Consider the following 21,840-nt stretch of genomic DNA (forward strand, 5'->3'; position numbering starts at 1 on the left):
CTCATGTTATTAAGAGCGTTAGCGTCATTGGGGCGCAGTGGCATCAACACCAGCGCCAGCTTCGGCCGCGCCGGGTTGATGCTGTTCAACGCGTTGATTGGCCGGCCGGAACCCGGCAAGCAGTGGCCGCTATTGTTGAAACAGCTCTACAGCGTCGGCGTGCAGTCGCTGCTGATCATCATGGTCTCCGGGCTGTTTATCGGCATGGTGCTGGGCCTGCAGGGCTATATCGTGCTCACCACCTACAGCGCCGAGGCCAGCCTTGGCATGATGGTGGCGCTGTCGCTGCTGCGCGAGCTGGGGCCGGTGGTCACGGCGCTGCTGTTCGCCGGCCGCGCCGGTTCCGCACTCACGGCGGAAATCGGCCTGATGAAGGCGACGGAGCAGATCTCCAGCCTGGAAATGATGGCGGTCGATCCGCTGCGGCGCATCGTGGCGCCGCGCTTCTGGGCCGGGCTTATCAGCATGCCGCTGCTGACCATCATCTTCGTGGCGATCGGCATTTGGGGCGGTTCGGTGGTCGGCGTGGACTGGAAGGGCATCGACAGCGGCTTCTTCTGGTCGGCGATGCAGGGCGCCGTGGAGTGGAAAAAAGATCTGCTCAACTGCCTGATCAAAAGCGTGGTATTCGCCATTACCGTAACCTGGATTGCCATTTTCAATGGGTACGACGCCGTGCCTACCTCTGAAGGGATTAGCCGGGCGACGACGCGTACCGTGGTGCATTCGTCACTGGCGGTGTTGGGATTGGATTTCGTGCTGACCGCACTGATGTTTGGGAATTGATTCGATGCAAACGAAGAAGAGTGAAATCTGGGTTGGGGCATTTATGCTGATCGCGCTGTGCGCCATCGTGTTTATCTGCCTGCAGGTGGCGAACCTTAAATCGATCGGCAGCGAGCCGACCTACCGCATTTACGCGACGTTCGACAACATCGGCGGCCTGAAACCGCGTTCGCCGGTGAAAATTGGCGGCGTGGTGATCGGCCGCGTGGCGGACATCGAACTCGATTCGAAAACCTACACGCCGCGCGTAGCGCTGGATATCCAGAAAAAGTACGACCAAATCCCGGATACCAGCTCGCTGGCGATCCGCACCTCCGGCCTGCTGGGCGAGCAATATCTGGCGCTTAACGTGGGCTTTGAAGATCCTGATATGGGCACCACCATCCTGAAAGATGGCGGCACCATTCAGGACACCAAATCAGCCATGGTTCTGGAAGACCTGATCGGCCAGTTCCTGTATAAAAGCGGCGGTCAGGACAGCGCCAAATCGGGAGACGCGGCCGCTGAGCCGGCTGCCGGCGCCGCACCGCAACCCGCTGTTCCAAATCATTAAGAGAGGATACCTGCATGTTTAAACGTTTACTGATGGTGGCTCTGCTGGTGGTTGCACCGCTGGCGAGCGCAGCCGACCAAACCAATCCCTACAGCATGATGCAAGAAGCGGCGCAGAAGACTTTCAGCCGTTTGAAGAACGAACAGCCGAAGATCAAGCAGGACCCGAACTACCTGCGTGCCATCGTGCATCAGGAACTGATGCCGTTCGTGCAGGTGAAATACGCCGGCGCGCTGGTGCTGGGGCGTTACTACAAAGAGGCAACGCCTGCGCAGCGCGAAGCTTACTTCACCGCCTTCCAGGCTTACCTGGAGCAGGCTTACGGCCAGGCGCTGGCGATGTATCACGGCCAGACTTACCAGATCGCGCCTGAACAGCCGCTGGGCAATGCCGACATCGTGGCTATTCGCGTCACCATCATCGACAACGGCGGCCGCCCGCCGGTGCGTCTGGATTTCCAATGGCGCAAGAACAGCAAAACCGGCTACTGGCAGGCGTATGACATGATCGCCGAAGGCGTCAGCATGATCACCACCAAGCAAAATGAGTGGGCGTCTACGCTGCGTACTCAGGGCATCGACGGCCTGACCAAGCAGCTGCAGGCCGCCGCCGCGCAGCCTATCACGCTGGACAAGAAAAACTGATGTCGGCAGCGCTCAGCTTCGAATCAGAGCGGCAGACGCTGATCCTGCGCGGTGAACTGGACCGGGAAACGCTGCAGCCGCTGTGGCGGCAGCGCGCCGCGCTGATGGCGGATAAAACCGCGATCGACGTGGCGCAACTGCAGCGCGTGGACTCCGCCGGGCTGGCGCTGTTGCTGCATCTGCAGGAAGAGCAGCGCCAACGCGGCGTAGCGCTGAAAATTTTCGGCGCTACCGAGCGCCTGAAAACGCTGATCGCGCTCTACAACCTGCAGGCGATAATGCCTGTCGATACCGCCGGTTAGCGGCGTTTTACGCCGCTCTTGCGTGGTAAAACGATACAAAGCCCCTGTTATGCAGGGGCTTTTTCTTTAGTTTAAGAAAACATCGTATTCCACTAAGATACTAGGCTGTTTATGATCCTTTAGCGGCAGAACTGGATACTATGGAAACCAACGAGATTAAAGACGTGCTGATGCAGGCATTGGCACTGGATGAAGTACATGTGACGGGCGACGGTAGCCATTTTCAGGCGATCGTGGTCGGTGAACTGTTCGCCGGCATGAGCCGCGTCAAAAAACAGCAGACGGTTTACGCACCGCTGATGGAATACATTGCGGACAACCGCATTCATGCCTTGTCTATTAAGGCGTACACCCCTGAAGAGTGGCAGCGAGACCGCAAACTCAACGGATTTTAAGGCTGTTTGCCCTGCCGGGCGGGCAGCTTCAGATTAGATAACAGAGAGTAGTCAGATGGATAAATTTCGTGTGCAGGGTCGGACCCGCCTGAGCGGTGAAGTGTCTATTTCCGGGGCCAAAAACGCCGCCCTGCCGATCCTGTTCGCCGCCCTGTTGGCGGAAGAGCCGGTCGAGCTGCAGAATGTCCCCAAGCTGAAGGACATCGACACTACCATTAAACTACTCAACCAGTTGGGTACCAAGATTGAGCGCAACGGTTCGGTCTTCGTGGACGCCAGCGGCGTGAACGAGTTTTGCGCCCCTTACGATCTGGTGAAAACCATGCGCGCTTCCATTTGGGCGTTGGGGCCGCTGGTGGCGCGTTTCGGCCGCGGTCAGGTTTCCCTGCCGGGCGGCTGCGCGATTGGCGCGCGTCCGGTCGATCTGCACATCACCGGCCTGGAGCAGTTGGGTGCCGAGATCAAGCTGGAAGAAGGCTACGTCAAGGCGTCCGTCGAGGGCCGCCTGAAGGGCGCGCACATCGTCATGGACAAGGTGAGCGTGGGCGCGACCGTGACCATCATGAGCGCCGCGACCCTGGCGACCGGCACCACCGTTATCGAAAACGCCGCGCGTGAGCCGGAAATTGTCGATACCGCCAACTTCCTCAACACGCTGGGCGCGAAGATCAGCGGCGCCGGCAGCGACAAGATCACCATCGAGGGCGTCGAGCGTCTGGGCGGCGGCGTGTACCGCGTGCTGCCTGACCGCATCGAGACCGGCACCTTCCTGATCGCCGCCGCGGTTTCCGGCGGCAAAGTGATGTGCCGCAACACCCGTCCGGACACGCTGGATGCGGTGTTGGCCAAGCTGCGCGAAGCCGGTGCCGATATCGAAGTGGGCGAAGACTGGATCAGCCTGGACATGCACGGCAAGCGCCCGAAAGCGGTCACCGTGCGCACCGCGCCGCACCCGGGCTTCCCGACCGACATGCAGGCCCAGTTCAGCCTGCTGAACCTGGTGGCGGAAGGCACCGGCGTTATCACCGAAACCATCTTCGAAAACCGCTTCATGCACGTGCCGGAACTGATCCGCATGGGCGCACACGCGGAGATCGAGAGCAACACCGTGATCTGCCATGGCGTTGAACAGCTGTCCGGCGCTCAGGTGATGGCGACCGATCTGCGCGCTTCCGCCAGCCTGGTGATCGCCGGCTGCATCGCCGACGGCGTGACCGTTGTCGATCGCATCTATCACATCGATCGCGGCTATGAGCGTATTGAAGACAAGCTGCGTGCGCTGGGTGCGAACATCGAGCGCGTGAAAGGCGAGTAAGCCATTAGCGCCGGCGCGGCTGCGTCGGCAGGATGAATAGCAAAGGGCCGGCTATCAATGCCGGCCCTTTTTTAATTGCTGTCTTCCGGGAATTCACCCACCGTCATTTTCAACGTAATGCGTTTGCCGTCGCGCAGCACGATAACCGGTATCTCGGTGCCCGGCCTGATCTCCGCCACCTGGTCCATGGTTTCCAGCACGGATACCGCCGGTTTGTTATCCACGTTGATGATGATGTCGTTGATCTGGAAACCGGCGTTGCTCGCCGGGCCGTTCGGCGTAATTTCGGTCACGATGATGCCCTGCAGGCGATCGATGCCGGAATTGGAGGGGCGCAGCGGAATGATCTCCTTGCCCTGAATGCCGAAATAGCCACGGATCACGCGGCCGTCGCGGATCAGCTTGTCCATGATCTTGGTAGCCAGTTCGATCGGGATCGCAAAGCCTAGGCCTTCCGGCGTTTCGCCGTCGGTGATTTTGTCATAGGTCAGGGTGTTGATACCGATCAGCTCACCCAGCGAGTTGACCAGCGCGCCGCCGGAGTTGCCGCGGTTGATTGAGGCGTCGGTCTGCAGAAACGTCTGCCGGCCGGTGGTGCTCATACTGATGCGCCCGGTAGCGCTGAGGATGCCCTGAGTCACGGTTTGCCCCAGGTTATAGGGGTTGCCGATCGCCAGCACCACGTCGCCGACGTGGGCAACGCGATTTTTATTGGTCGGGATCACCGGCAGGTTGCCGGGATCGATCTTCAGCACCGCCAGGTCGGTCAGGCCGTCGGAGCCGACCAGCAGCGCTTCATAGCGGCGGCCATCCTGCAACACCACGGTGATCTGCTGAGCGTCTTTGATCACGTGGCGGTTGGTGATGATGTAGCCGCGTTCGTTCATGATCACGCCGGAACCGAGCGACAGCACGTTGGCGGCGCCGTTCAGGTTGCGGTTGTAGATGTTCACCACGGCAGGGGCGGCGCGGCGCACCGCCTTGTTGTAGCTCACCGGCGTTTCGTCGCTGGTATTCTCGGTTTTCTCTGCAAACAGGCCGTTGGAAGAGCGCAGCATGGGCAGGGCGGCCAACAGAAGGCCGGCAACGATGAGACCGATAACGACAGAACGCAAGAGCTTAGCAAACATGGAGTTTTCGTGGTGTGGTGAACGATGTTCGGAGGATAGCATGAGTTAACCGGGCGCAGTATGTCACCGAGCCCGGTTTTTGCACAAATTAACGCAGCAGCAGATAAATGGTTTCGTTACCGCGCACGATATTGAGCGCCATCACCGGTGGCTTGGCTTCCAGCACCTTGCGCAGCGCGGTGATACTGTCCACGCGCTGGCGGTTGACGCCGATGATCACGTCGCCTTTTTGCAGGCCGATTTGCGCCGCCGTCGAGCCTTTATCCACGTTCTCCACCTTCACGCCCTTGTCGCCGCTCGGCAGCGCGCCGTTGCTGAGGGATACCCCCTGCAGCGCCGGCGACAGCGTTTCGGCATTGGTCGAGGCGCTCTCGCTGTTGTCCAGCGTGACCGAGACTTCCTGCGGTTTACCGTCGCGCAGCAGGCCTACCTTGAGGGTTTTGCCCGGCGCGGTGGTGCCGACCTTGGCGCGCAGTTCGGCAAAGCTGTTCACCGGTTTGCCGTCGACGGAAACCAGAATATCCCCGGCTTTGATGCCGGCCTTGGCGGCGGCGGATTTCGGCAACACTTCGCTGACGAAGGCGCCGCGCTGCGCGTCGGTGTTGAAGGCTTTGGCCATGTCCGGGGTCATTTCACTGCCCTTGATGCCAAGCAGGCCGCGTTTCACTTCGCCGAATTCGATCAGCTGCTGGCTCAGGTTCTGCGCCATATTGCTCGGAATGGCGAAGCCGATGCCGACGTTGCCGCCGCTCGGCGCCAGAATGGCGGTATTGATGCCGATCAGTTCGCCGTTCAGGTTAACCAGCGCGCCACCGGAGTTGCCGCGGTTGATGGAGGCGTCGGTCTGAATGAAGTTTTCCAGCCCTTCCAGATTCAGGCCGGTGCGGCCCAGCGCCGAGATGATGCCGGAGGTGGCGGTTTGGCCCAGGCCGAACGGGTTGCCGACCGCCACGGCGAAGTCGCCGACGCGCAGTTGGTCGGAATCGGCCATCTTGATGGCGGTCAGGTTTTTGGTATCGCTGAGCTGCAGCAGGGCGATGTCGGACTGTTCATCGCGCCCGACCAGCTTGGCGTCCAGCTCACGGCCGTCGTTCAACTGTACGCGGATTTTATCGGCGTTGTTGATGACGTGGTTGTTGGTCAGCACGTAGCCCTTGGCGGCGTCGATGATCACGCCGGAGCCCAACCCCTCAAACGGGCGGGAACTCTGCTGTTGACCGGGGAAGTTGGGGCCGAAGAAGCGTCTGAACTCTTCCGGCAACTGTTGACGCTGCACCTGGGTGCCAGCGACATGCACGCTCACGACGGCGGGCAAGACTTTTTCCAGCATCGGCGCCAGGCTCGGCAGCGGCTGCCCCTGCACGGCGACGGGCAGGGCCGCGTTGGCCGCCGGTGCGGCGCTGAGCGCCAGACCGAGGCTCATTGCCAATGCACTAAGAATTAACGACTTTTTCTTCATTGATGATAACTCTCTCAATACCTGCCGATGAAAATTTGATGATAAGGCAATCGCCTTGTCATAGTGAAGGGTAAGACCGTGAATTTGCGTGCAAAGTTCAGTAAAGGTAATGCGAAGGAAGGTCAATATGGCACAAACGGGATTAAACCCGCGGGAGGCCCCGCGGGCGAAGAAGGAATATCAGTCGCGGCGTGCGCTTTGACCGCGCAGCAGGCCGGAGGCTCCTTCAGAGTAGTCGCGCGGCATTTCCACCGGCGCCTGATCGTTGTCCGCTTCCGCTTCGGTCAGGCGATAGCGGAACGGGTTCTCCTGCATCGGCAGATCCGGCAGCAGGTTGTTGGAGCTTTTCGCCATGTGCTGATACAGCTGGCGATAATCGCGCGCCATGTTGTCCAGCAGCTCGGCGCTGCGGGCAAAGTGGCCGACCAGCTCCTGACGGTACTCTTCCAGCTCGGTTTTGCTCTTGTCCAGCTCGTTCTGCAGGACTTGTTGTTGACGTAATTTACGGTTGCCAAAACGCATCGCCACCGCACCAATCACGATACCGACGACCAAACCAATCAGCGCATACTCCCAGGTCATGATGACTCCTATTTTGACTTCGTTGTTCCGCAGGGATTTTTCACTTAATAATATCCACTATAACCGTTAACCTTGTCCGAGTGGAATCCTGATGCGCTTCCACCTAATTTTTACAGGGTTTTCAGCGGCGCCCGCAGCGGGCATTTGTGGCGATAACGGTGCGAATCGGCATCAACTTGCCGCCAACGTTGGCTAAATAATTTCTAAGCGTTCTTAGGGAACATCGAACAGATGCAGGCACTATCACCGTTATCTCGCTACCAGCAGGCGCTGGAGGCGGGGGAGTATCAGGCCGATGAGGTTCAACGCCGGGCCGTCACTCAACTGGATCGCATTTATCAGGCTCTGTTGCAAAAGCCGGCGGCGAGCGCGCCGACCGGCGGGCTGCGCGGCAAGCTCAGCCGTTTGCTGGGCAAGGGCGGCGACACGGCGCCGCAGCGCCCGGTGCAGGGGTTGTATATGTGGGGCGGCGTCGGGCGCGGCAAAACCTGGTTGATGGATATGTTCTTCCACAGTCTGCCGGGCGATCGCAAAATGCGCCTGCACTTCCACCGCTTCATGCTGCGGGTGCATGAAGAGCTGACCGAGTTACAGGGGCGGGAAAACCCGCTGGACATCGTCGCCGACGGCTTCAAGGCCGAGACCGACGTATTGTGCTTCGACGAGTTCTTCGTCTCCGACATCACCGACGCCATGCTGCTGGCCACGCTGCTGCAGGCGCTGTTCGCCCGGGGCATCACGCTGGTGGCCACGTCGAACATCCCGCCGGACGATCTGTACCGCAACGGCCTGCAGCGGGCGCGTTTCCTGCCGGCCATCGATCTGATCAACGAGTACTGCGACGTAATGAACGTCGACGCCGGCATCGACTATCGTCTGCGCACCCTGACCCAGGCGCACCTCTACCTGACACCGCTGAACGACCAGACGCGCGAGGCGCTGGATCGGATGTTCGTCAAGCTGGCGGGCAAGGCGGGGGAGGACGCGCCGGTGCTGCAGATCAACCATCGGCCGCTGCAGGCGATCCGTTCGGTGGACGGCGTGCTGGCGGTGGATTTCCACACGCTGTGCGAAGAGGCGCGCAGCCAGCTGGACTACATCGCGCTGTCGCGGCTGTATCACAGTGTGATCCTGTATAATGTGCGGGTGATGGGGCCGCTGAAAGAGAATACCGCGCGCCGTTTCCTGGCGTTGGTGGATGAATTCTACGAGCGTCACATCAAGCTGGTGATCGGCGCCGAAGCGTCGATGTTCGAGATCTATCAGGGGGTGCAGCTGAAATTTGAATTCCAGCGCTGCCTGTCGCGCCTGCAGGAAATGCAGAGCGAAGAGTACCTCAAGCTGCCGCATCTGCCCTGAGCCCGCCGGGCCTATCGCCGGTTGTCCGCCGCCGGCGATAAATTTATTTTCCATTCAAAAACCGTTCGATCTTTGTGAGCGACTTCTCTATAATCTTGCGACCCCACGTTACAACAAAGTTTTTTTTCCCAAAAACTTTATAGTGCCGGCAATGGCTATTCGAAGGGGTAGGTTTGCTGGACTTGTATGGTCGTGTGAGCCTCAACTGTTTTCGAGCGTTTGGGTGTTCACCAACGTGTAACTAATTATTGGGTAAGCTTTCTAATGAAAACTTTTACAGCTAAACCAGAAACCGTAAAACGCGACTGGTACGTTGTTGATGCAGATGGTAAAACTTTAGGCCGTCTCGCTACTGAACTGGCTCGTCGCCTGCGCGGCAAGCATAAAGCGGAATACACCCCGCACGTGGATACCGGTGATTACATCATCGTTCTGAACGCTGACAAAGTTGCTGTAACCGGCAACAAGCGTACAGACAAAGTGTACTACCACCACACCGGCCACATCGGTGGTATCAAGCAAGCGACCTTTGAAGAGATGATTGCCCGCCGTCCTGAGCGCGTGATTGAAATCGCGGTTAAAGGCATGCTGCCAAAGGGCCCGCTGGGTCGTGCTATGTTCCGTAAACTGAAAGTTTACGCGGGCACCGAGCACAATCACGCGGCACAGCAACCGCAAGTTCTGGACATTTAATCGGGATTAATGGCAATGGCTGAAAATCAATACTACGGCACTGGTCGCCGCAAAAGCTCCGCCGCTCGCGTCTTCATCAAGCCGGGCAACGGTAACATCGTTATCAACCAGCGCAGCCTGGAACAGTACTTCGGTCGCGAAACTGCCCGCATGGTAGTTCGTCAGCCGCTGGAACTGGTCGACATGGTTGGCAAACTGGACCTGTACATCACCGTTAAAGGTGGTGGTATCTCCGGTCAAGCTGGCGCTATCCGTCACGGTATCACCCGTGCACTGATGGAATACGATGAGACTCTGCGTTCTGAACTGCGTAAAGCTGGCTTCGTCACCCGTGACGCTCGTCAGGTTGAACGTAAGAAAGTCGGTCTGCGTAAAGCACGTCGTCGTCCGCAGTTCTCCAAGCGTTAATTTTCGCTGCTTCGGCAGTGCGATTTACGCAAAAAACCCGGTGCTTCACCGGGTTTTTTTACGCCTGAAATCCGCCGTCCCCGACTAAAATCTGTGGCATATCAGACAATTCAACATGAATTCGCCGCACCGCCCCCACAAAACAAGCAGAATCTGGTAAACTATCATCCACTTTTGCGCCTGTTCGCCGTGCAGTTGACCTCCTGGGCCGGTTTTTTATGGGCTCGGGTCGCGCTGCGTGCTGCCGGCCTGCGGCAAGATTATTCAGGATAGCAGCCTGTCAGTTGGCTATTCGCAGTATTTTCTAGATAACTTGGAGGTTTTCATGGCTGTCGCTGCCAACAAACGTTCGGTAATGACGCTGTTCTCTGGCCCGACCGACATTTTTAGCCATCAAGTACGTATCGTACTGGCGGAGAAAGGTGTCAGCGTCGAGATCGAGCAGGTCGAAATGGATAACCTGCCGCAAGATCTGATTGACCTCAACCCTTACCAGACGGTGCCTACGCTGGTCGATCGCGAACTGACCCTGTATGAATCCCGCATCATCATGGAATATCTGGATGAGCGTTTCCCGCACCCGCCGCTGATGCCGGTTTACCCGGTTGCCCGTGGTGAGAGCCGTCTGATGATGCTGCGCATCGAGAAGAACTGGTACTCGCTGATGGACAAGATCGAGAAGAGCAGCGGCCAGGAAGCGGAATCCGCCCGTCGCCAACTGCGCGAAGAGTTGCTGGCGATCGCGCCTATCTTCGGTCAGGCGCCGTATTTCATGAGCGAAGAGTTCAGCCTGGTGGATTGCTACCTGGCGCCGTTGTTGTGGCGTCTGCCGCAGCTGGGCATCGAATTGAGCGGTGCCGGTTCCAAAGAGCTGAAAGGCTACATGACCCGCGTCTTCGAACGCGACGCCTTCCTGGCTTCCCTGACCGAAGCCGAGCGTGAAATGCGCCTGCAGACCCGGGGCTAAGCGCGATGGACATGTCTCAGATGACGCCGCGTCGCCCGTATCTGCTGCGGGCGTTCTACGACTGGCTGCTGGATAACCAACTGACGCCGCACCTGGTGGTCGACGTGACTCGCCCGGACGTGCAGGTGCCGATGGAGTTCGCGCGTGACGGCCAGATCGTGCTGAATATCGCGCCGCGCGCGGTAGGCAACCTGGCGTTGGGTAACGAAGACGTGCAGTTCAACGCGCGCTTCGGCGGCGTGCCGCGTCAGGTTTCGGTGCCGATGGCCGCCGTGCTGGCGATCTATGCGCGTGAAAACGGCGCCGGCACGATGTTCGAACCGGAAGCCGCCTACGACGAGAGCGAAGGCGTGTTCGAAGGTCTGGACAATGAGACGATCCCTTCGGAAACCCTGATGTCAGTGATCGACGGCGATCGCCCGGATACCGCGGAAGACAACGGTCCGGATGACGAACCGCCGCAGCCGCCGCGCGGTGGCCGCCCGGCGCTGCGCGTGGTGAAATAACCCCGTGAGAACAAAAGAAAAAGCACCCCATGGGGGTGCTTTTTTTTTGCCCGGCAGAAGCGGGTCAGCCTTTCAACGCGGCAATGCAGGCGTCGCGCGGCGCGCTGAGATCGCCTACGCGTACGGTAGATAGGGCGTGGGTTGCGCGCTCACGGAAATTGGTGATGGCGGTATCGCCTTGCACTTCCGGCGGGGCGGTACAAATGTCATTGAGCGGCAGATCGTTGCCTTTGTTGAGCGCCTGCAACACCGCCGCCGGATTGTAGATCAGGGCTGCGGCGAGGGCCGATTTGATGCCGGCGGTAAAGCCGGCATTGCCGCCGCCGGCCAACTTGGGCGCCAGGGCAATCCAGCTGTCGTCCCCCAGCCGGATGCTGTTTTCCACGGCGCCGAACTGCCCGGCCTTGCCCAACTGCGCCACGACCGGCCGTGCGCCGCGCGCTTCGATATTGTAACCAACCTCCTGCGAATCCAGCGCCATGGCTGAAGCGCTGAAACTGACGGCCAGCAGCGCGCCGGCCAACAGGGAAATGGAGCATTTCATGTTCGCTATCCTTATCTCGGTGTCAGGCGCAGCCGCGCCCCGCAATGGTGCTAACTCAATACTATAGCGCGTTGAGGCGGTGAGGAGCGGGGAGGTTGTTACAAAGCGTGGCCGATTAAAACAAAGGCCCGGCAATGTGCCGGGCCTTTGGCGGTACGGAAGGTTTACACTTCCAGGTAGTTCATGATGCCGTCTGCCGCTTTGCGGCCTTCGGCGATCGCCGTCACCACCAGGTCGGAGCCACGGACCGCGTCGCCACCGGCGAAGATTTTCGGGTTGCTGGTCTGGAATGCGTTGTCGCTGCCTTCCGGCGCCAGGATGCGGCCCTGTTTATCCAGCTGCACGTCGTGCGCCGCCAGCCAGTCCATGCGGTGTGGGCGGAAACCGAACGCCATCACCACCGCGTCCGCGTCGATCACGTGTTCGGAACCCGGCACCTGCTCCGCCGTCTGACGGCCGTTGGCATCCGGCGCGCCCAGCTGAGTGCGCACCATTTTCACTCCGGCCACGCGGCCGGCGCTGTTCAGTTCGATGCTCAGCGGCTGCAGGTTGAACTGGAAGTCCACCCCTTCTTCCCGGGCGTTCTTCACTTCGCGCTTGGAGCCCGGCATGTTGGCTTCGTCGCGGCGGTAGGCGCAGATGACCTGCGTTGCGCCCTGACGCACCGAGGTACGCACGCAGTCCATGGCGGTATCGCCGCCGCCCAGCACCACCACCCGTTTGCCTTCCATGCTGACGTAAGGCTCGTGCTGCTCGGTTTCATACCCCATCAGCTGCTTGGTGTTGGCGATCAGGAACGGCAGCGCGTCGTACACGCCCTGCGCCTCCTCATTCTCCAGGCCGCCGCGCATCGACTGATAGGTGCCGACGCCGAGGAACACCGCATCGTACTCGCTCAGCAAGGTCTCCATGCTGACGTCTTTACCCACTTCGGTGTTCAACTGGAACTCGATGCCCATCTCGCTGAAGATGCCGCGGCGTTTGACCATCACTTCCTTTTCCAGCTTGAAAGCCGGGATGCCGAAGGTCAGCAGGCCGCCGATCTCCGGATGACGATCGTATACGACCGCCTTGACGCCATTGCGGGTCAGCACGTCGGCGCAGGCCAGCCCGGCGGGGCCGGCACCGACGATCGCCACGCGCTTGCCGGTCGGCTGCACGTGCGACATGTCCGGCTTCCAGCCCATTTCGATGGCCTTATCGCTGATGTAGCGCTCGATATTGCCGATGGTGACCGCACCGAACTCGTCGTTCAGGGTGCAGGAGCCTTCGCACAGGCGATCCTGCGGGCATACGCGGCCGCACACTTCCGGCAGGCTGTTGGTCTGATGCGCCAGGTCCGCCGCTTCCATGATGCGGCCTTCGTTGGCCAGTTTCAGCCAGTTCGGGATGTAGTTGTGCACCGGGCACTTCCACTCGCAGTACGGGTTGCCGCAGGACAGACAGCGGTCCGCCTGGGCCTTGGCCTGGGTTTCCGAAAACGGTTCGTAGATCTCGACGAACTCGATTTTGCGGATCTTCAGCGGTTTCTTTGGCGGATCAACACGCTGCAGGTCGATAAATTGATAAACGTTCTGGCTCATTAATGACCTACCTCTTACTGCGCCTGCACCCGCAGCTCGGCTGCGGAACGGCTACGGTGACCCAACAGCGCTTTGACATCGCTGGACTTCGGTTTGACCAGGGCGAACTTCGGCGCCCACTCCGGCCAGTTGGCCAGGATCTCTTCCGCGCGGGAAGAGCCGGTCGCCTGCACGTGTTCGGTGATCAGGCCGCGCAGGTGCTCCTCATGGATCGCCAGCTGATCGACATCCAGCACTTCCACCAGCTCCGGGTTCACGCGCTTGCGGAACTCGCCGTCTTCGTCCAGCACGTAGGCGAAGCCGCCGGTCATGCCGGCACCGAAGTTGATGCCGGTTTTACCCAGCACGCAGACGATGCCGCCGGTCATGTATTCGCAGCCGTTGTCGCCGATGCCTTCCACCACGGTGATGGCGCCGGAGTTGCGCACCGCGAAGCGTTCGCCCGCGCGGCCGGCGGCGAACAGCTTGCCGCCGGTGGCGCCGTACAGGCAGGTGTTGCCGACGATGCTGGCTTCATGGCTGCGGAAGGCGGAGCCGATCGGCGGACGCACCGCGATGCTGCCGCCGGCCATGCCTTTGCCGACATAGTCGTTGGCGTCGCCGGTCAGGGTCAGCTCGACGCCGCCGGCGTTCCAGACGCCGAAGCTCTGCCCGGCGGTGCCGGAGAAGTGCGCCTTGATCGGATCGCCTGCCATCCCCTGATCGCCGTGTACGTTGGCGATCGCGCCGGACAGCATGGCGCCCACGGAGCGGTCGGTGTTGCGAATGTCGAAGTAGAAGGTTTTACCCTGCTTCGCTTCGATGTACGGCTGCGCCTGCGCCAGCAACTCTTTGTTCAGCAGACCCTTGTCGAACGCCGGGTTGCTGCTTTCGGTACAGTACACCGCTTTGCCCGGATGCGGCGTGGCGGTTGTCAGCAACGGCGACAGATCCAGCTTGTTCTGCTTGGCGGAAATGCCGTCCAGCTCGGTCAGGAATTCGGTGCGGCCGATCAGATCCACCAGTTGGCTCACGCCCAGCTGGGCCATGATCTCGCGGGTCTCACGCGCGATAAACTGGAAGTAATTCGTCACGCGTTCCGGCAGGCCGTGGTAATGATCGCGGCGCAGCTTGTCGTCCTGAGTCGCAACGCCGGTCGCGCAGTTGTTGAGGTGGCAGATGCGCAGGTATTTGCAGCCCAGCGCCACCATCGGCCCGGTGCCGAAGCCGAAGCTTTCCGCGCCCAGGATCGCCGCTTTGACGATGTCCACGCCGGTTTTCAGGCCGCCGTCCACCTGCAGGCGGATCTTGTGGCGCAGGCCGTTGGCCACCAGCGCCTGCTGGGTTTCCACCAGGCCCAGTTCCCATGGGCAGCCGGCATATTTCACCGAGGACAGCGGGCTGGCGCCGGTGCCGCCGTCGTAACCGGCGATGGTGATCAGATCGGCATAGGCTTTCGCCACGCCGGTGGCGATGGTGCCAACGCCCGGCTCGGACACCAGTTTCACCGAGATCACCGCCTTCGGGTTGACCTGCTTCAGATCGAAGATCAGCTGCGCCAGATCTTCGATCGAGTAGATGTCGTGGTGCGGCGGCGGGGAGATCAGCGTCACGCCCGGCACCGAGTAACGCAGCCTGGCGATGTACGGGGTGACTTTGTCGCCCGGCAACTGGCCGCCTTCGCCCGGCTTGGCGCCTTGCGCCACCTTAATCTGGATCACGTCGGCGTTCACCAGGTAGGCCGGCGTGACGCCGAAGCGGCCGGAGGCCACCTGTTTGATGCGCGACACCTTGTTGGTGCGGTAGCGCGCCGGATCTTCGCCGCCTTCGCCGGAGTTGGAGAAGCCGCCGAGGCCGTTCATGGCGATCGCCAGCGACTCGTGCGCTTCCGGGCTCAACGCGCCGATCGACATCGCCGCGGTGTCGAAGCGTTTGAACAGCGACTCCGCCGGCTCGACCTGATCGACCGGGATCGGTTCACCTTTCGGCGTAATGGCCAGCAGATCGCGCAGCATGGCGACCGGCCGCTCGTTCACCAGCTTGGCGTAGGCCTGGTAGTCGCTGTACTCGCCGCTGTGCACCGCTTTTTGCAGCGAGTTCACCACGTCCGGGTTGTAGGCGTGGTATTCGCCGCCGTGCACGAACTTCAGCAGGCCGCCTTGCTCCAGCGGTTTGCGTTTCAGCCAGGCGCGCTTGGAGAGGTTCTGCAGATCCTGCTGGAAGTCGCTGAAGCTGGCGCCGCCGATGCGGCTGACCACGCCCTGGAAGCACAGGTCCGCCAGATCGCGGTGCAGGCCGACCGCTTCGAACAGCTTGGAACAGCGGTAAGAGGCGATGGTCGAAATGCCCATCTTGGACATGATCTTGTACAGGCCTTTGTTGATGCCGTTGCGGTAGTTCAGCATCACGTCGCGGTATTTCTTGTCGATCGCCTGGCTGTCCACCAGCTTGGCCAGGGTTTCATAGGCCAGATACGGGTAGATGGCGGTCGCGCCGAAGCCGAGCAGCACGGCGAAGTGGTGCGGATCGCGGGCGCTGGCGGTTTCAACGATCAGGTTGGCGTCGCAGCGCAGGCTTTTCTCCACCAGCCGGGTTTGCACGGCGCCAACGGCCATCGGGGCCGGTACCGGCAGGCGGCCGGGCGCGATGGCGCGGTCGGACAGCACCAACAGCACCGCGCCTTCGCGCACCTTGCGTTCCGCTTCGTCGCACAGGGCGCGAATGGTCTGCTCCAGATCCTGCTGTTGCGGGTCGAAGGTCAGATCGAGCGTCTCGGCGCGATAATATTCGCCTTCCAGCGTGGTGAGCTGTTTGAAATCGGAGTACAGCAGGATCGGCGATTTGAAGCTCAGGCGGTGCGCCTGGCCTTCGGCTTCGCAGAACACGTTCATTTCACGGCCGATGCTGGTGGCCAGCGACATGACGTGCGCTTCGCGCAGCGGATCGATCGGCGGGTTGGTGACCTGCGCGAACTGCTGGCGGAAGTAGTCGTAAACGATGCGCGGCCGGCTGGAGAGCACGGCGAACGGGGTATCGTCGCCCATCGAGCCGGTGGCTTCCTGGCCAATCTCGCCCAGCACGCGGATCACCTGATCCAGCTCTTCGCTGCTGTAGCCGAACTGTTTCTGGTAGGTTTCGAGCTGCGCGTCGTCGAGCTCGCGGCTGCCGACCTGATCGTCCGGCAGATCTTCGAACGGCACCAGGCGTTTGACGTTTTTCTCCATCCACTCTTTATACGGGTGGCGGCTTTTCAGATCGTTGTCGGTTTCCGCCGAGTGCAGGATGCGGCCGCTGCGGGTGTCGATCACCATCAGCTCGCCGGGGCCGACGCGGCCTTTTTCCACCACTTCATCCGGCTGGTAATCCCAGATGCCGACTTCGGAGGCGCAGGTGATCAGCTTGTCTTTGGTGATCACATAGCGCGCCGGCCGCAGGCCGTTGCGATCGAGGTTACAGGCGGCGTAGCGGCCGTCGGACATCACGATGCCGGCCGGGCCGTCCCACGGCTCCATGTGCATCGAGTTGAAGTCGAAGAAGGCGCGCAGATCGCCGTCCATGTCCGGGTTGTTCTGCCAGGCCGGCGGCACCAGCAGGCGCATGGCGCGGATGAGATCCATCCCGCCCGCCAGCAGCAGCTCCAGCATGTTGTCCAGCGAGCTGGAGTCGGAGCCGGTTTCGTTGACGAACGGTGCGGCGGCCTGCAGATCCGGGATCAGCGGCGTTTGGAATTTATAGGTACGGGCGCGCGCCCACTGGCGGTTGCCGGTGATGGTGTTGATTTCGCCGTTGTGCGCCAGGTAGCGGAACGGCTGAGCCAGCGGCCAGCGCGGCACGGTGTTGGTGGAAAAGCGCTGGTGGAACAGGCAAATGGCCGATTCCAGGCGCAGGTCCGCCAGATCGAGATAGAAGCGCGGCAGATCCGCAGGCATGCACAGGCCTTTATAGATCGTCACCAGGTTGGAGAAGCTGCAGACGTAGAAACTGTCATCCTGCACCCGTTTCTCGATGCGGCGGCGCGCCACGAACAGGCGGCGCTCCATATCGCGCGGGCGCCAGCCGGCCGGGGCGTTAACGAAGATTTGCTCGATGCGCGGCAGGGAGGAGAGGGCGATTTCACCCAGCACGTCCGGGTTGGTCGGCACTTCACGCCAGCCAACGATCGACAGCGTTTCGTTTTGCAGCTCTTCTTCCACGATGCGGCGGCTGAGGCGCGCTTCCTCTTCATTCTGGCTGAGGAACATCATGCCGACGGCGTAGTTTTTGGCCAAACGCCAGCCGCGCTCTTCCGCCACCATGCGGAAGAAGCGATCGGGTTTTTGCAGCAACAGGCCGCAGCCGTCGCCGGTCTTGCCGTCGGCGAGGATCGCGCCGCGGTGCTGCATGCGGGCCAGCGCGTGAATGGCGGTGCGCACCACCTTGTGGCTAGGTTCGCCTTCTATGTGGGCGATCAGGCCGAAACCACAGTTGTCCCTCTCTTGGGATTTATCGTACAACATATCGTGAACCTCCCCAGGCTCTGCGTGACTCTCACAACCTACTGCGAGGGGGCTTCCCAATTTCAGGCAGAAGTCCAATCAGCAAGTTAACCCCGCCAATCTGCTTTTCCGCCCTCCATCAATGGCCTCTCGTGACGGTCTCACAAGTGGTATAGGACTTGTTTTAAGAGGGAGTCTTCAATTACTGCATAAATATGACGAGACGTTTGCCCGTCCAGAAAGCTTCCAGCGGACTTCCAACTTAGCGAGAAAGAATTCGCAGGTCAAATGTGGGCTTAAGATAGATTCTTATCGAATTGATGATGTTTATTTATTTGAAAAGTAAGTGTTTTAATGCATTTTTGCACTATCATGGGGCAACGCCGATCCACTCAGAAGTGTGAGCTGTCTCACTATAGTGCAACCCCTTAATCTCTGCACCATGCTAGTGCGGGGGGTAATGTCAGAATTTTATTCTATAAGATATTGCTTGGCTGATGTTTATGACTATTTTTCACCGTGTTGTCATATTGCCGTTAACGGTTGCGTGACGATTAGAATAATTCATCAGAATTATAGTGAATTGATTTGCATTTATGATGAATAGTTATGCTTGGTGGCGCCTTGCGGGGAAAGCGTTGATCTCTGTCATCGCGGGAAAAGCCGTTTCTTATTAGCATCGCGGCTTTGAACACAGAGAACCACCAAGATTATGCAGTTGCCGCAATTAGTCAATATGTTTGGCGCGGATCTCCAGCGCCGCTATGGCGAAAAGATCCATAAACTCACGCTGCACGGCGGATTCGGCTGCCCTAACCGCGACGGCACGTTGGGGCGCGGCGGCTGTACGTTCTGCAACGTCGCCTCGTTCGCCGATGAGGCGATGCAGCGCCAGAGCATCGCCGAACAGCTGGCGCAGCAGGCCGCGCGGGTCGATCGGGCGCGGCGCTATCTGGCCTATTTCCAGGCCTATACCAGCACCTATGCGGAGGTTGAACGGCTGGAGGCGATGTATCGGCAGGCGTTGGCGCAGAGCGCCATGGTCGGCCTGTGCGTCGGCACCCGGCCGGACTGCGTGCCGGCCGCCGCGCTGGATCTGCTGACGGGATACCGCGAGCAAGGCTATGAGGTGTGGCTGGAGCTGGGGCTGCAGACGGCGCACGATAAAACGCTGAAGCGCATCAACCGCGGCCATGATTTTCGCTGTTATCAGCAGACTGCGCGGCTGGCCCGGCAGCGCGGGCTGAAGGTGTGCTGCCATCTGATCGTCGGGCTGCCGGGAGAAACCCAGCGCGATCATCTGCTCACGCTGCAGCGGGTGACGGAGACCGGCGTGGATGGCATCAAGCTGCACCCGCTGCACGTCGTCACCGGCAGTACCCTGGCGCGGGCGTGGCAGGCCGGGCGGTTGCCCGAACTGGCGCTGGAGGATTACGCCGCCAGCGCCGGGGAGATGATCCGCCATACGCCGGGGGACGTGGTGTACCACCGTCTTTCCGCCAGCGCCCGGCGGCCGACGCTGCTGGCGCCGCTGTGGTGCGAAAACCGCTGGAGCGGCATGCAGGCGGTCGGCGCTTATCTGCAACGGCACGGCGGGCAGGGCAGCGCGCTGGATGAAAAGCGGCGCTACCGCCCTGGCATGCCGCTCTGAAGTGCAATCTTTGCCACACTTCGGCGTTTGCCGCCTTATCTCACCGCTGTTTTACGGTATGATTCAAAAGATTGTGTCTGATGGGAGCCGCTATGAAGCAAATCCGGGTGTTGGCCCAGTACTACGTTGATTTAATGGTGAAACTGGGGTTGGTGCGCTTCTCGCTGCTGCTGGCCTCGGCGCTGGTGGTGCTGGCGATGGTGGTGCAGATGGCGGTGACCATGCTGCTGCGCGGCGAAGTGGAAAGCATCGACGTGGTGCGTTCGATCTTCTTCGGCCTGTTGATCACCCCGTGGGCGGTCTATTTTCTCTCGGTGGTGGTGGAACAGTTGGAAGAGTCGCGCCAACGGCTGGCGCGGCTGGTGGACAAGCTGGAAGAGATGCGCCACCGCGATCTGGAGCTCAATCAGCAGCTCAAAGACAATATCAGCCAGCTGAATCAGGAGATCGCCGACCGTATCAAGGCGGAAGAAGAGCGCCTGCAGGTGATGGAAAAGCTGACCGAAGAGATGGAACAGCGCGAGCAGGCGCAGATTGAGCTGGGCCAGCAATCGGCGCTGTTGCGTTCCTTCCTCGATGCCTCGCCGGATCTGGTCTACTACCGCAACGAAGACAAAGAATTTTCCGGCTGCAACCGCGCGATGGAGCTGTTGACCGGCAAGAGCGAGAAGCAATTGATCGGCCTGACGCCGTTCGACGTCTACGGCCAGGAGATCGCTGAAAAGGTCATTGAGACCGACGAGAAAGTGTTCCGCCACAACGTTTCGCTGACCTACGAACAGTGGCTGGTGTATCCCGACGGCCGCAAGGCCTGTTTCGAGCTGCGCAAGGTGCCGTTTTACGACCGGGTGGGTAAACGCCACGGGCTGATGGGCTTCGGCCGCGATATTACCGAGCGTAAGCGCTACCAGGACGCGCTGGAGAACGCCAGCAGGGAGAAGACTACCTTTATCTCCACCATCAGCCACGAGTTGCGTACGCCGCTTAACGGCATCGTCGGCCTGAGCCGCATTCTGCTCGATACCGAGCTGAACGACGAGCAGCTGAAATACCTGAAGACCATCCACGTCAGCGCCATCACCCTCGGCAATATCTTCAACGACATTATCGAAATGGACAAGCTCGAGCGGCGCAAGGTGCAGCTCGACAACCAGCCGGTGGACTTCACCGGTTTCCTGGCGGATTTGGAGAACCTCTCGGGCCTGCTGGCGCAGCCGAAAGGGCTGCAGTTCGTCATGGAGCCGCAGACGCCGCTGCCGCAGCAGATCGTGACCGACGGCACCCGCCTGCGGCAGATCCTGTGGAATCTGATCGGCAACGCGGTGAAATTTACCCAGCAGGGGCAAATTGTGGTGCGCGTGCGGCGCGAGGCGCAGGAGAAGCTGGTGTTCGAGGTGGAAGATTCGGGCATGGGCATCCCGCAGGACGAGCAGGACAAGATCTTCGCCATGTATTACCAGGTGAAAGATCAGCGCGGCGGCCGCCCGGCCACCGGCACCGGCATCGGGCTGGCGGTCTCCAAGCGGCTGGCGCAGAGCATGGGCGGCGACATCACCGTGCGCAGCGAACAAGGGCACGGTTCTTGCTTTACCTTAACCATCAAGGCGCCGGCGGTGCAGGAAGCCGTCAGCGCGGCGCCGGAGGAAGAGGCGCTGCCGTTGCCGGCGCTGCACATCCTGCTGGTGGAAGATATCGAACTGAACGTGATCGTGGCGCGCTCGGTGCTGGAGAAGCTGGGCAACAGCGTCGACGTGGCGATGAACGGCCACGACGCGCTGGCGATGTTCGATCCGGACGAGTTCGATCTGGTGCTGCTGGACATCCAACTGCCGGACATGACCGGGCTGGACATCGCCCGGGCGCTGCGCGAGCGCTATGCCGGGCAGGCGCTGCCGCCGCTGGTGGCCCTGACCGCCAACGTGCTGAAAGACAAAAAAGAGTATCTCGAGGCGGGCATGGACGATGTGCTGAGCAAGCCGCTGTCGGTGCCGGCGCTGACCAAGGTCATCAAACACTATTGGGATCATCAACCTTCTCACACTTCAAAGAAAACGGAGCACAAGGCGATGCAGATTAATGAGTCGTTACTCGATACCGCGATGCTGGAACAGTACATGGATCTGGTTGGCCCGCAGCTGATCCACCAAAGTCTGGAGATGTTCGAACAGATGATGCCGGGCTATCTGGCGGTGCTGGACTCCAACATGACGGCGCGCGATCAGAAAGGCATCACTGAGGAAGGGCATAAGATCAAGGGCGCCGCCGGTTCGGTCGGTCTGCGCCATCTGCAGCAGCTGGCGCAGCAGATTCAAACGCCGACGCTGCCGGCCTGGTGGGATAACGTGCAGGATTGGGTGGATGAGCTGAAACAAGAGTGGCGCAACGACGTGCAGGTACTGCGGGCTTGGGTTGAGAACGCTGAAAAAAAATGACCCCGACCTAAGCCGGGGTGCGCGAATATTGCGCCAACACCAGGGAAATTGTGAACCTGCGTATTGGTTTCAGTGTT

19 protein-coding genes are annotated in these 21,840 nt (G+C 60.4%); 13 read left to right on the forward strand and 6 right to left on the reverse strand.

From position 1 onward, the window contains the following. The first annotated feature begins 3 nt into the window (after nt 1–3). The 6 genes from mlaE (at nt 4) to murA (ending at nt 3,995) form a co-directional block, all read left to right on the forward strand. The gene (gene mlaE, locus ACJ8OK_RS19675) at nt 4–786 is read left to right on the forward strand and encodes a lipid asymmetry maintenance ABC transporter permease subunit MlaE (protein ID WP_004937059.1); all 783 of its coding nucleotides are present in this window, start codon (nt 4–6) and stop codon (nt 784–786) included. 4 nt (nt 787–790) lie between these two features. Further along, the gene (gene mlaD / locus ACJ8OK_RS19680) at nt 791–1,339 is read left to right on the forward strand and encodes an outer membrane lipid asymmetry maintenance protein MlaD (RefSeq protein ID WP_004937061.1); all 549 of its coding nucleotides are present in this window, start codon (nt 791–793) and stop codon (nt 1,337–1,339) included. A gap of 14 nt (nt 1,340–1,353) precedes the next feature. Next, on the forward strand, nt 1,354–1,983 hold the full coding sequence (gene mlaC / locus ACJ8OK_RS19685) for a phospholipid-binding protein MlaC (protein WP_004937063.1): 630 nt from the start codon (nt 1,354–1,356) through the stop codon (nt 1,981–1,983). Further along, entirely contained in the window at nt 1,983–2,285 is a 303-nt protein-coding gene (gene mlaB, locus ACJ8OK_RS19690) for a lipid asymmetry maintenance protein MlaB (protein WP_004937064.1), read from the forward strand. The genes mlaC and mlaB overlap by 1 nt, the downstream gene beginning before the upstream one ends. Nucleotides 2,286–2,425: 140 nt before the next feature. Then, on the forward strand, nt 2,426–2,680 hold the full coding sequence (ibaG, locus tag ACJ8OK_RS19695; RefSeq protein ID WP_004937066.1) for a BolA family iron metabolism protein IbaG: 255 nt from the start codon (nt 2,426–2,428) through the stop codon (nt 2,678–2,680). 55 nt (nt 2,681–2,735) lie between these two features. After that, nucleotides 2,736–3,995 carry a UDP-N-acetylglucosamine 1-carboxyvinyltransferase gene (gene murA, locus ACJ8OK_RS19700; RefSeq protein WP_004937068.1) on the forward strand — a complete coding sequence of 420 codons (1,260 nt, stop codon included), beginning with the start codon at nt 2,736–2,738 and terminating at the stop codon, nt 3,993–3,995. Nucleotides 3,996–4,066: 71 nt separating this feature from the next. Here the strand turns inward: murA and degS are convergent, their stop codons facing one another. The 3 genes from degS to zapG all read right to left on the reverse strand — a co-directional run bounded on the left by degS (nt 4,067) and on the right by zapG (nt 7,166). Beyond that, nucleotides 4,067–5,125: an outer membrane-stress sensor serine endopeptidase DegS gene (degS, locus tag ACJ8OK_RS19705; RefSeq protein ID WP_004937070.1), complete on the reverse strand. Its 1,059-nt coding sequence runs from the start codon at nt 5,123–5,125 to the stop codon at nt 4,067–4,069. A gap of 88 nt (nt 5,126–5,213) precedes the next feature. Continuing rightward, nucleotides 5,214–6,584, reverse strand: a complete 1,371-nt coding sequence (gene degQ / locus ACJ8OK_RS19710; protein ID WP_004937072.1) for a serine endoprotease DegQ — start codon at nt 6,582–6,584, stop codon at nt 5,214–5,216. Between the two features lie 180 nt (nt 6,585–6,764). Then, on the reverse strand, nt 6,765–7,166 hold the full coding sequence (zapG, locus tag ACJ8OK_RS19715) for a Z-ring associated protein ZapG (protein ID WP_004937074.1): 402 nt from the start codon (nt 7,164–7,166) through the stop codon (nt 6,765–6,767). Nucleotides 7,167–7,397: 231 nt separating this feature from the next. Between zapG and zapE the strand changes: the two genes are divergently transcribed. The 5 genes from zapE (at nt 7,398) to sspB (ending at nt 11,099) form a co-directional block, all read left to right on the forward strand. Next, a complete protein-coding gene (gene zapE, locus ACJ8OK_RS19720) occupies nt 7,398–8,525 on the forward strand; it encodes a cell division protein ZapE (protein WP_442530868.1) in 1,128 nt (375 codons plus the stop codon). A 264-nt stretch (nt 8,526–8,789) separates the two neighbouring features. Then, complete coding sequence (gene rplM / locus ACJ8OK_RS19725) at nt 8,790–9,218, forward strand: 50S ribosomal protein L13 (RefSeq protein ID WP_004937079.1); 429 nt, start codon at nt 8,790–8,792, stop codon at nt 9,216–9,218. 15 nt (nt 9,219–9,233) lie between these two features. Next, on the forward strand, nt 9,234–9,626 hold the full coding sequence (rpsI, locus tag ACJ8OK_RS19730) for a 30S ribosomal protein S9 (RefSeq protein ID WP_004937080.1): 393 nt from the start codon (nt 9,234–9,236) through the stop codon (nt 9,624–9,626). 325 nt (nt 9,627–9,951) lie between these two features. Beyond that, nucleotides 9,952–10,593 (forward strand): stringent starvation protein SspA, encoded by a 642-nt coding sequence (gene sspA / locus ACJ8OK_RS19735; protein ID WP_004937082.1) that lies wholly within the window; start codon nt 9,952–9,954, stop codon nt 10,591–10,593. 5 nt (nt 10,594–10,598) lie between these two features. Next, nucleotides 10,599–11,099 (forward strand): ClpXP protease specificity-enhancing factor, encoded by a 501-nt coding sequence (sspB, locus tag ACJ8OK_RS19740; protein ID WP_004937084.1) that lies wholly within the window; start codon nt 10,599–10,601, stop codon nt 11,097–11,099. A gap of 64 nt (nt 11,100–11,163) precedes the next feature. On the opposite strand, the gene ACJ8OK_RS19745 is transcribed toward sspB, so the two are convergent. The 3 genes from ACJ8OK_RS19745 to gltB all read right to left on the reverse strand — a co-directional run bounded on the left by ACJ8OK_RS19745 (nt 11,164) and on the right by gltB (nt 17,701). Beyond that, on the reverse strand, nt 11,164–11,643 hold the full coding sequence (locus tag ACJ8OK_RS19745; RefSeq protein WP_033632018.1) for a hypothetical protein: 480 nt from the start codon (nt 11,641–11,643) through the stop codon (nt 11,164–11,166). A 164-nt stretch (nt 11,644–11,807) separates the two neighbouring features. Beyond that, on the reverse strand, nt 11,808–13,226 hold the full coding sequence (locus tag ACJ8OK_RS19750; RefSeq protein WP_015379170.1) for a glutamate synthase small subunit: 1,419 nt from the start codon (nt 13,224–13,226) through the stop codon (nt 11,808–11,810). 14 nt (nt 13,227–13,240) lie between these two features. Continuing rightward, complete coding sequence (gltB, locus tag ACJ8OK_RS19755) at nt 13,241–17,701, reverse strand: glutamate synthase large subunit (RefSeq protein ID WP_015379169.1); 4,461 nt, start codon at nt 17,699–17,701, stop codon at nt 13,241–13,243. 691 nt (nt 17,702–18,392) lie between these two features. Here gltB and ACJ8OK_RS19760 point away from each other — a divergent pair. Further along, a complete protein-coding gene (locus ACJ8OK_RS19760) occupies nt 18,393–19,331 on the forward strand; it encodes a TIGR01212 family radical SAM protein (RefSeq protein WP_085337182.1) in 939 nt (312 codons plus the stop codon). 92 nt (nt 19,332–19,423) lie between these two features. Next, nucleotides 19,424–21,763: an aerobic respiration two-component sensor histidine kinase ArcB gene (gene arcB, locus ACJ8OK_RS19765; RefSeq protein WP_015379167.1), complete on the forward strand. Its 2,340-nt coding sequence runs from the start codon at nt 19,424–19,426 to the stop codon at nt 21,761–21,763. Nucleotides 21,764–21,840: the final 77 nt, after the last annotated feature.

It is taken from the genome of Serratia sp. CY71090, assembly GCF_052166845.1.
Taxonomy (GTDB): Bacteria; Pseudomonadota; Gammaproteobacteria; order Enterobacterales; family Enterobacteriaceae; genus Serratia; species Serratia nematodiphila.

Bases quoted from the DNA above. Each gene is read 5' to 3' on its own strand.
- mlaE (WP_004937059.1), top strand. From the start codon at position 4: ATGTTATTAAGAGCGTTAGCGTCATTGGGGCGCAGTGGCATCAACACC.
- mlaD (WP_004937061.1), top strand. From the start codon at position 791: ATGCAAACGAAGAAGAGTGAAATCTGGGTTGGGGCATTTATGCTGATC.
- mlaC (WP_004937063.1), top strand. From the start codon at position 1,354: ATGTTTAAACGTTTACTGATGGTGGCTCTGCTGGTGGTTGCACCGCTG.
- mlaB (WP_004937064.1), top strand. From the start codon at position 1,983: ATGTCGGCAGCGCTCAGCTTCGAATCAGAGCGGCAGACGCTGATCCTG.
- ibaG (WP_004937066.1), top strand. From the start codon at position 2,426: ATGGAAACCAACGAGATTAAAGACGTGCTGATGCAGGCATTGGCACTG.
- murA (WP_004937068.1), top strand. From the start codon at position 2,736: ATGGATAAATTTCGTGTGCAGGGTCGGACCCGCCTGAGCGGTGAAGTG.
- degS (WP_004937070.1), bottom strand. From the start codon at position 5,125: ATGTTTGCTAAGCTCTTGCGTTCTGTCGTTATCGGTCTCATCGTTGCC.
- degQ (WP_004937072.1), bottom strand. From the start codon at position 6,584: ATGAAGAAAAAGTCGTTAATTCTTAGTGCATTGGCAATGAGCCTCGGT.
- zapG (WP_004937074.1), bottom strand. From the start codon at position 7,166: ATGACCTGGGAGTATGCGCTGATTGGTTTGGTCGTCGGTATCGTGATT.
- zapE (WP_442530868.1), top strand. From the start codon at position 7,398: ATGCAGGCACTATCACCGTTATCTCGCTACCAGCAGGCGCTGGAGGCG.
- rplM (WP_004937079.1), top strand. From the start codon at position 8,790: ATGAAAACTTTTACAGCTAAACCAGAAACCGTAAAACGCGACTGGTAC.
- rpsI (WP_004937080.1), top strand. From the start codon at position 9,234: ATGGCTGAAAATCAATACTACGGCACTGGTCGCCGCAAAAGCTCCGCC.
- sspA (WP_004937082.1), top strand. From the start codon at position 9,952: ATGGCTGTCGCTGCCAACAAACGTTCGGTAATGACGCTGTTCTCTGGC.
- sspB (WP_004937084.1), top strand. From the start codon at position 10,599: ATGGACATGTCTCAGATGACGCCGCGTCGCCCGTATCTGCTGCGGGCG.
- ACJ8OK_RS19745 (WP_033632018.1), bottom strand. From the start codon at position 11,643: ATGAAATGCTCCATTTCCCTGTTGGCCGGCGCGCTGCTGGCCGTCAGT.
- ACJ8OK_RS19750 (WP_015379170.1), bottom strand. From the start codon at position 13,226: ATGAGCCAGAACGTTTATCAATTTATCGACCTGCAGCGTGTTGATCCG.
- gltB (WP_015379169.1), bottom strand. From the start codon at position 17,701: ATGTTGTACGATAAATCCCAAGAGAGGGACAACTGTGGTTTCGGCCTG.
- ACJ8OK_RS19760 (WP_085337182.1), top strand. From the start codon at position 18,393: ATGCAGTTGCCGCAATTAGTCAATATGTTTGGCGCGGATCTCCAGCGC.
- arcB (WP_015379167.1), top strand. From the start codon at position 19,424: ATGAAGCAAATCCGGGTGTTGGCCCAGTACTACGTTGATTTAATGGTG.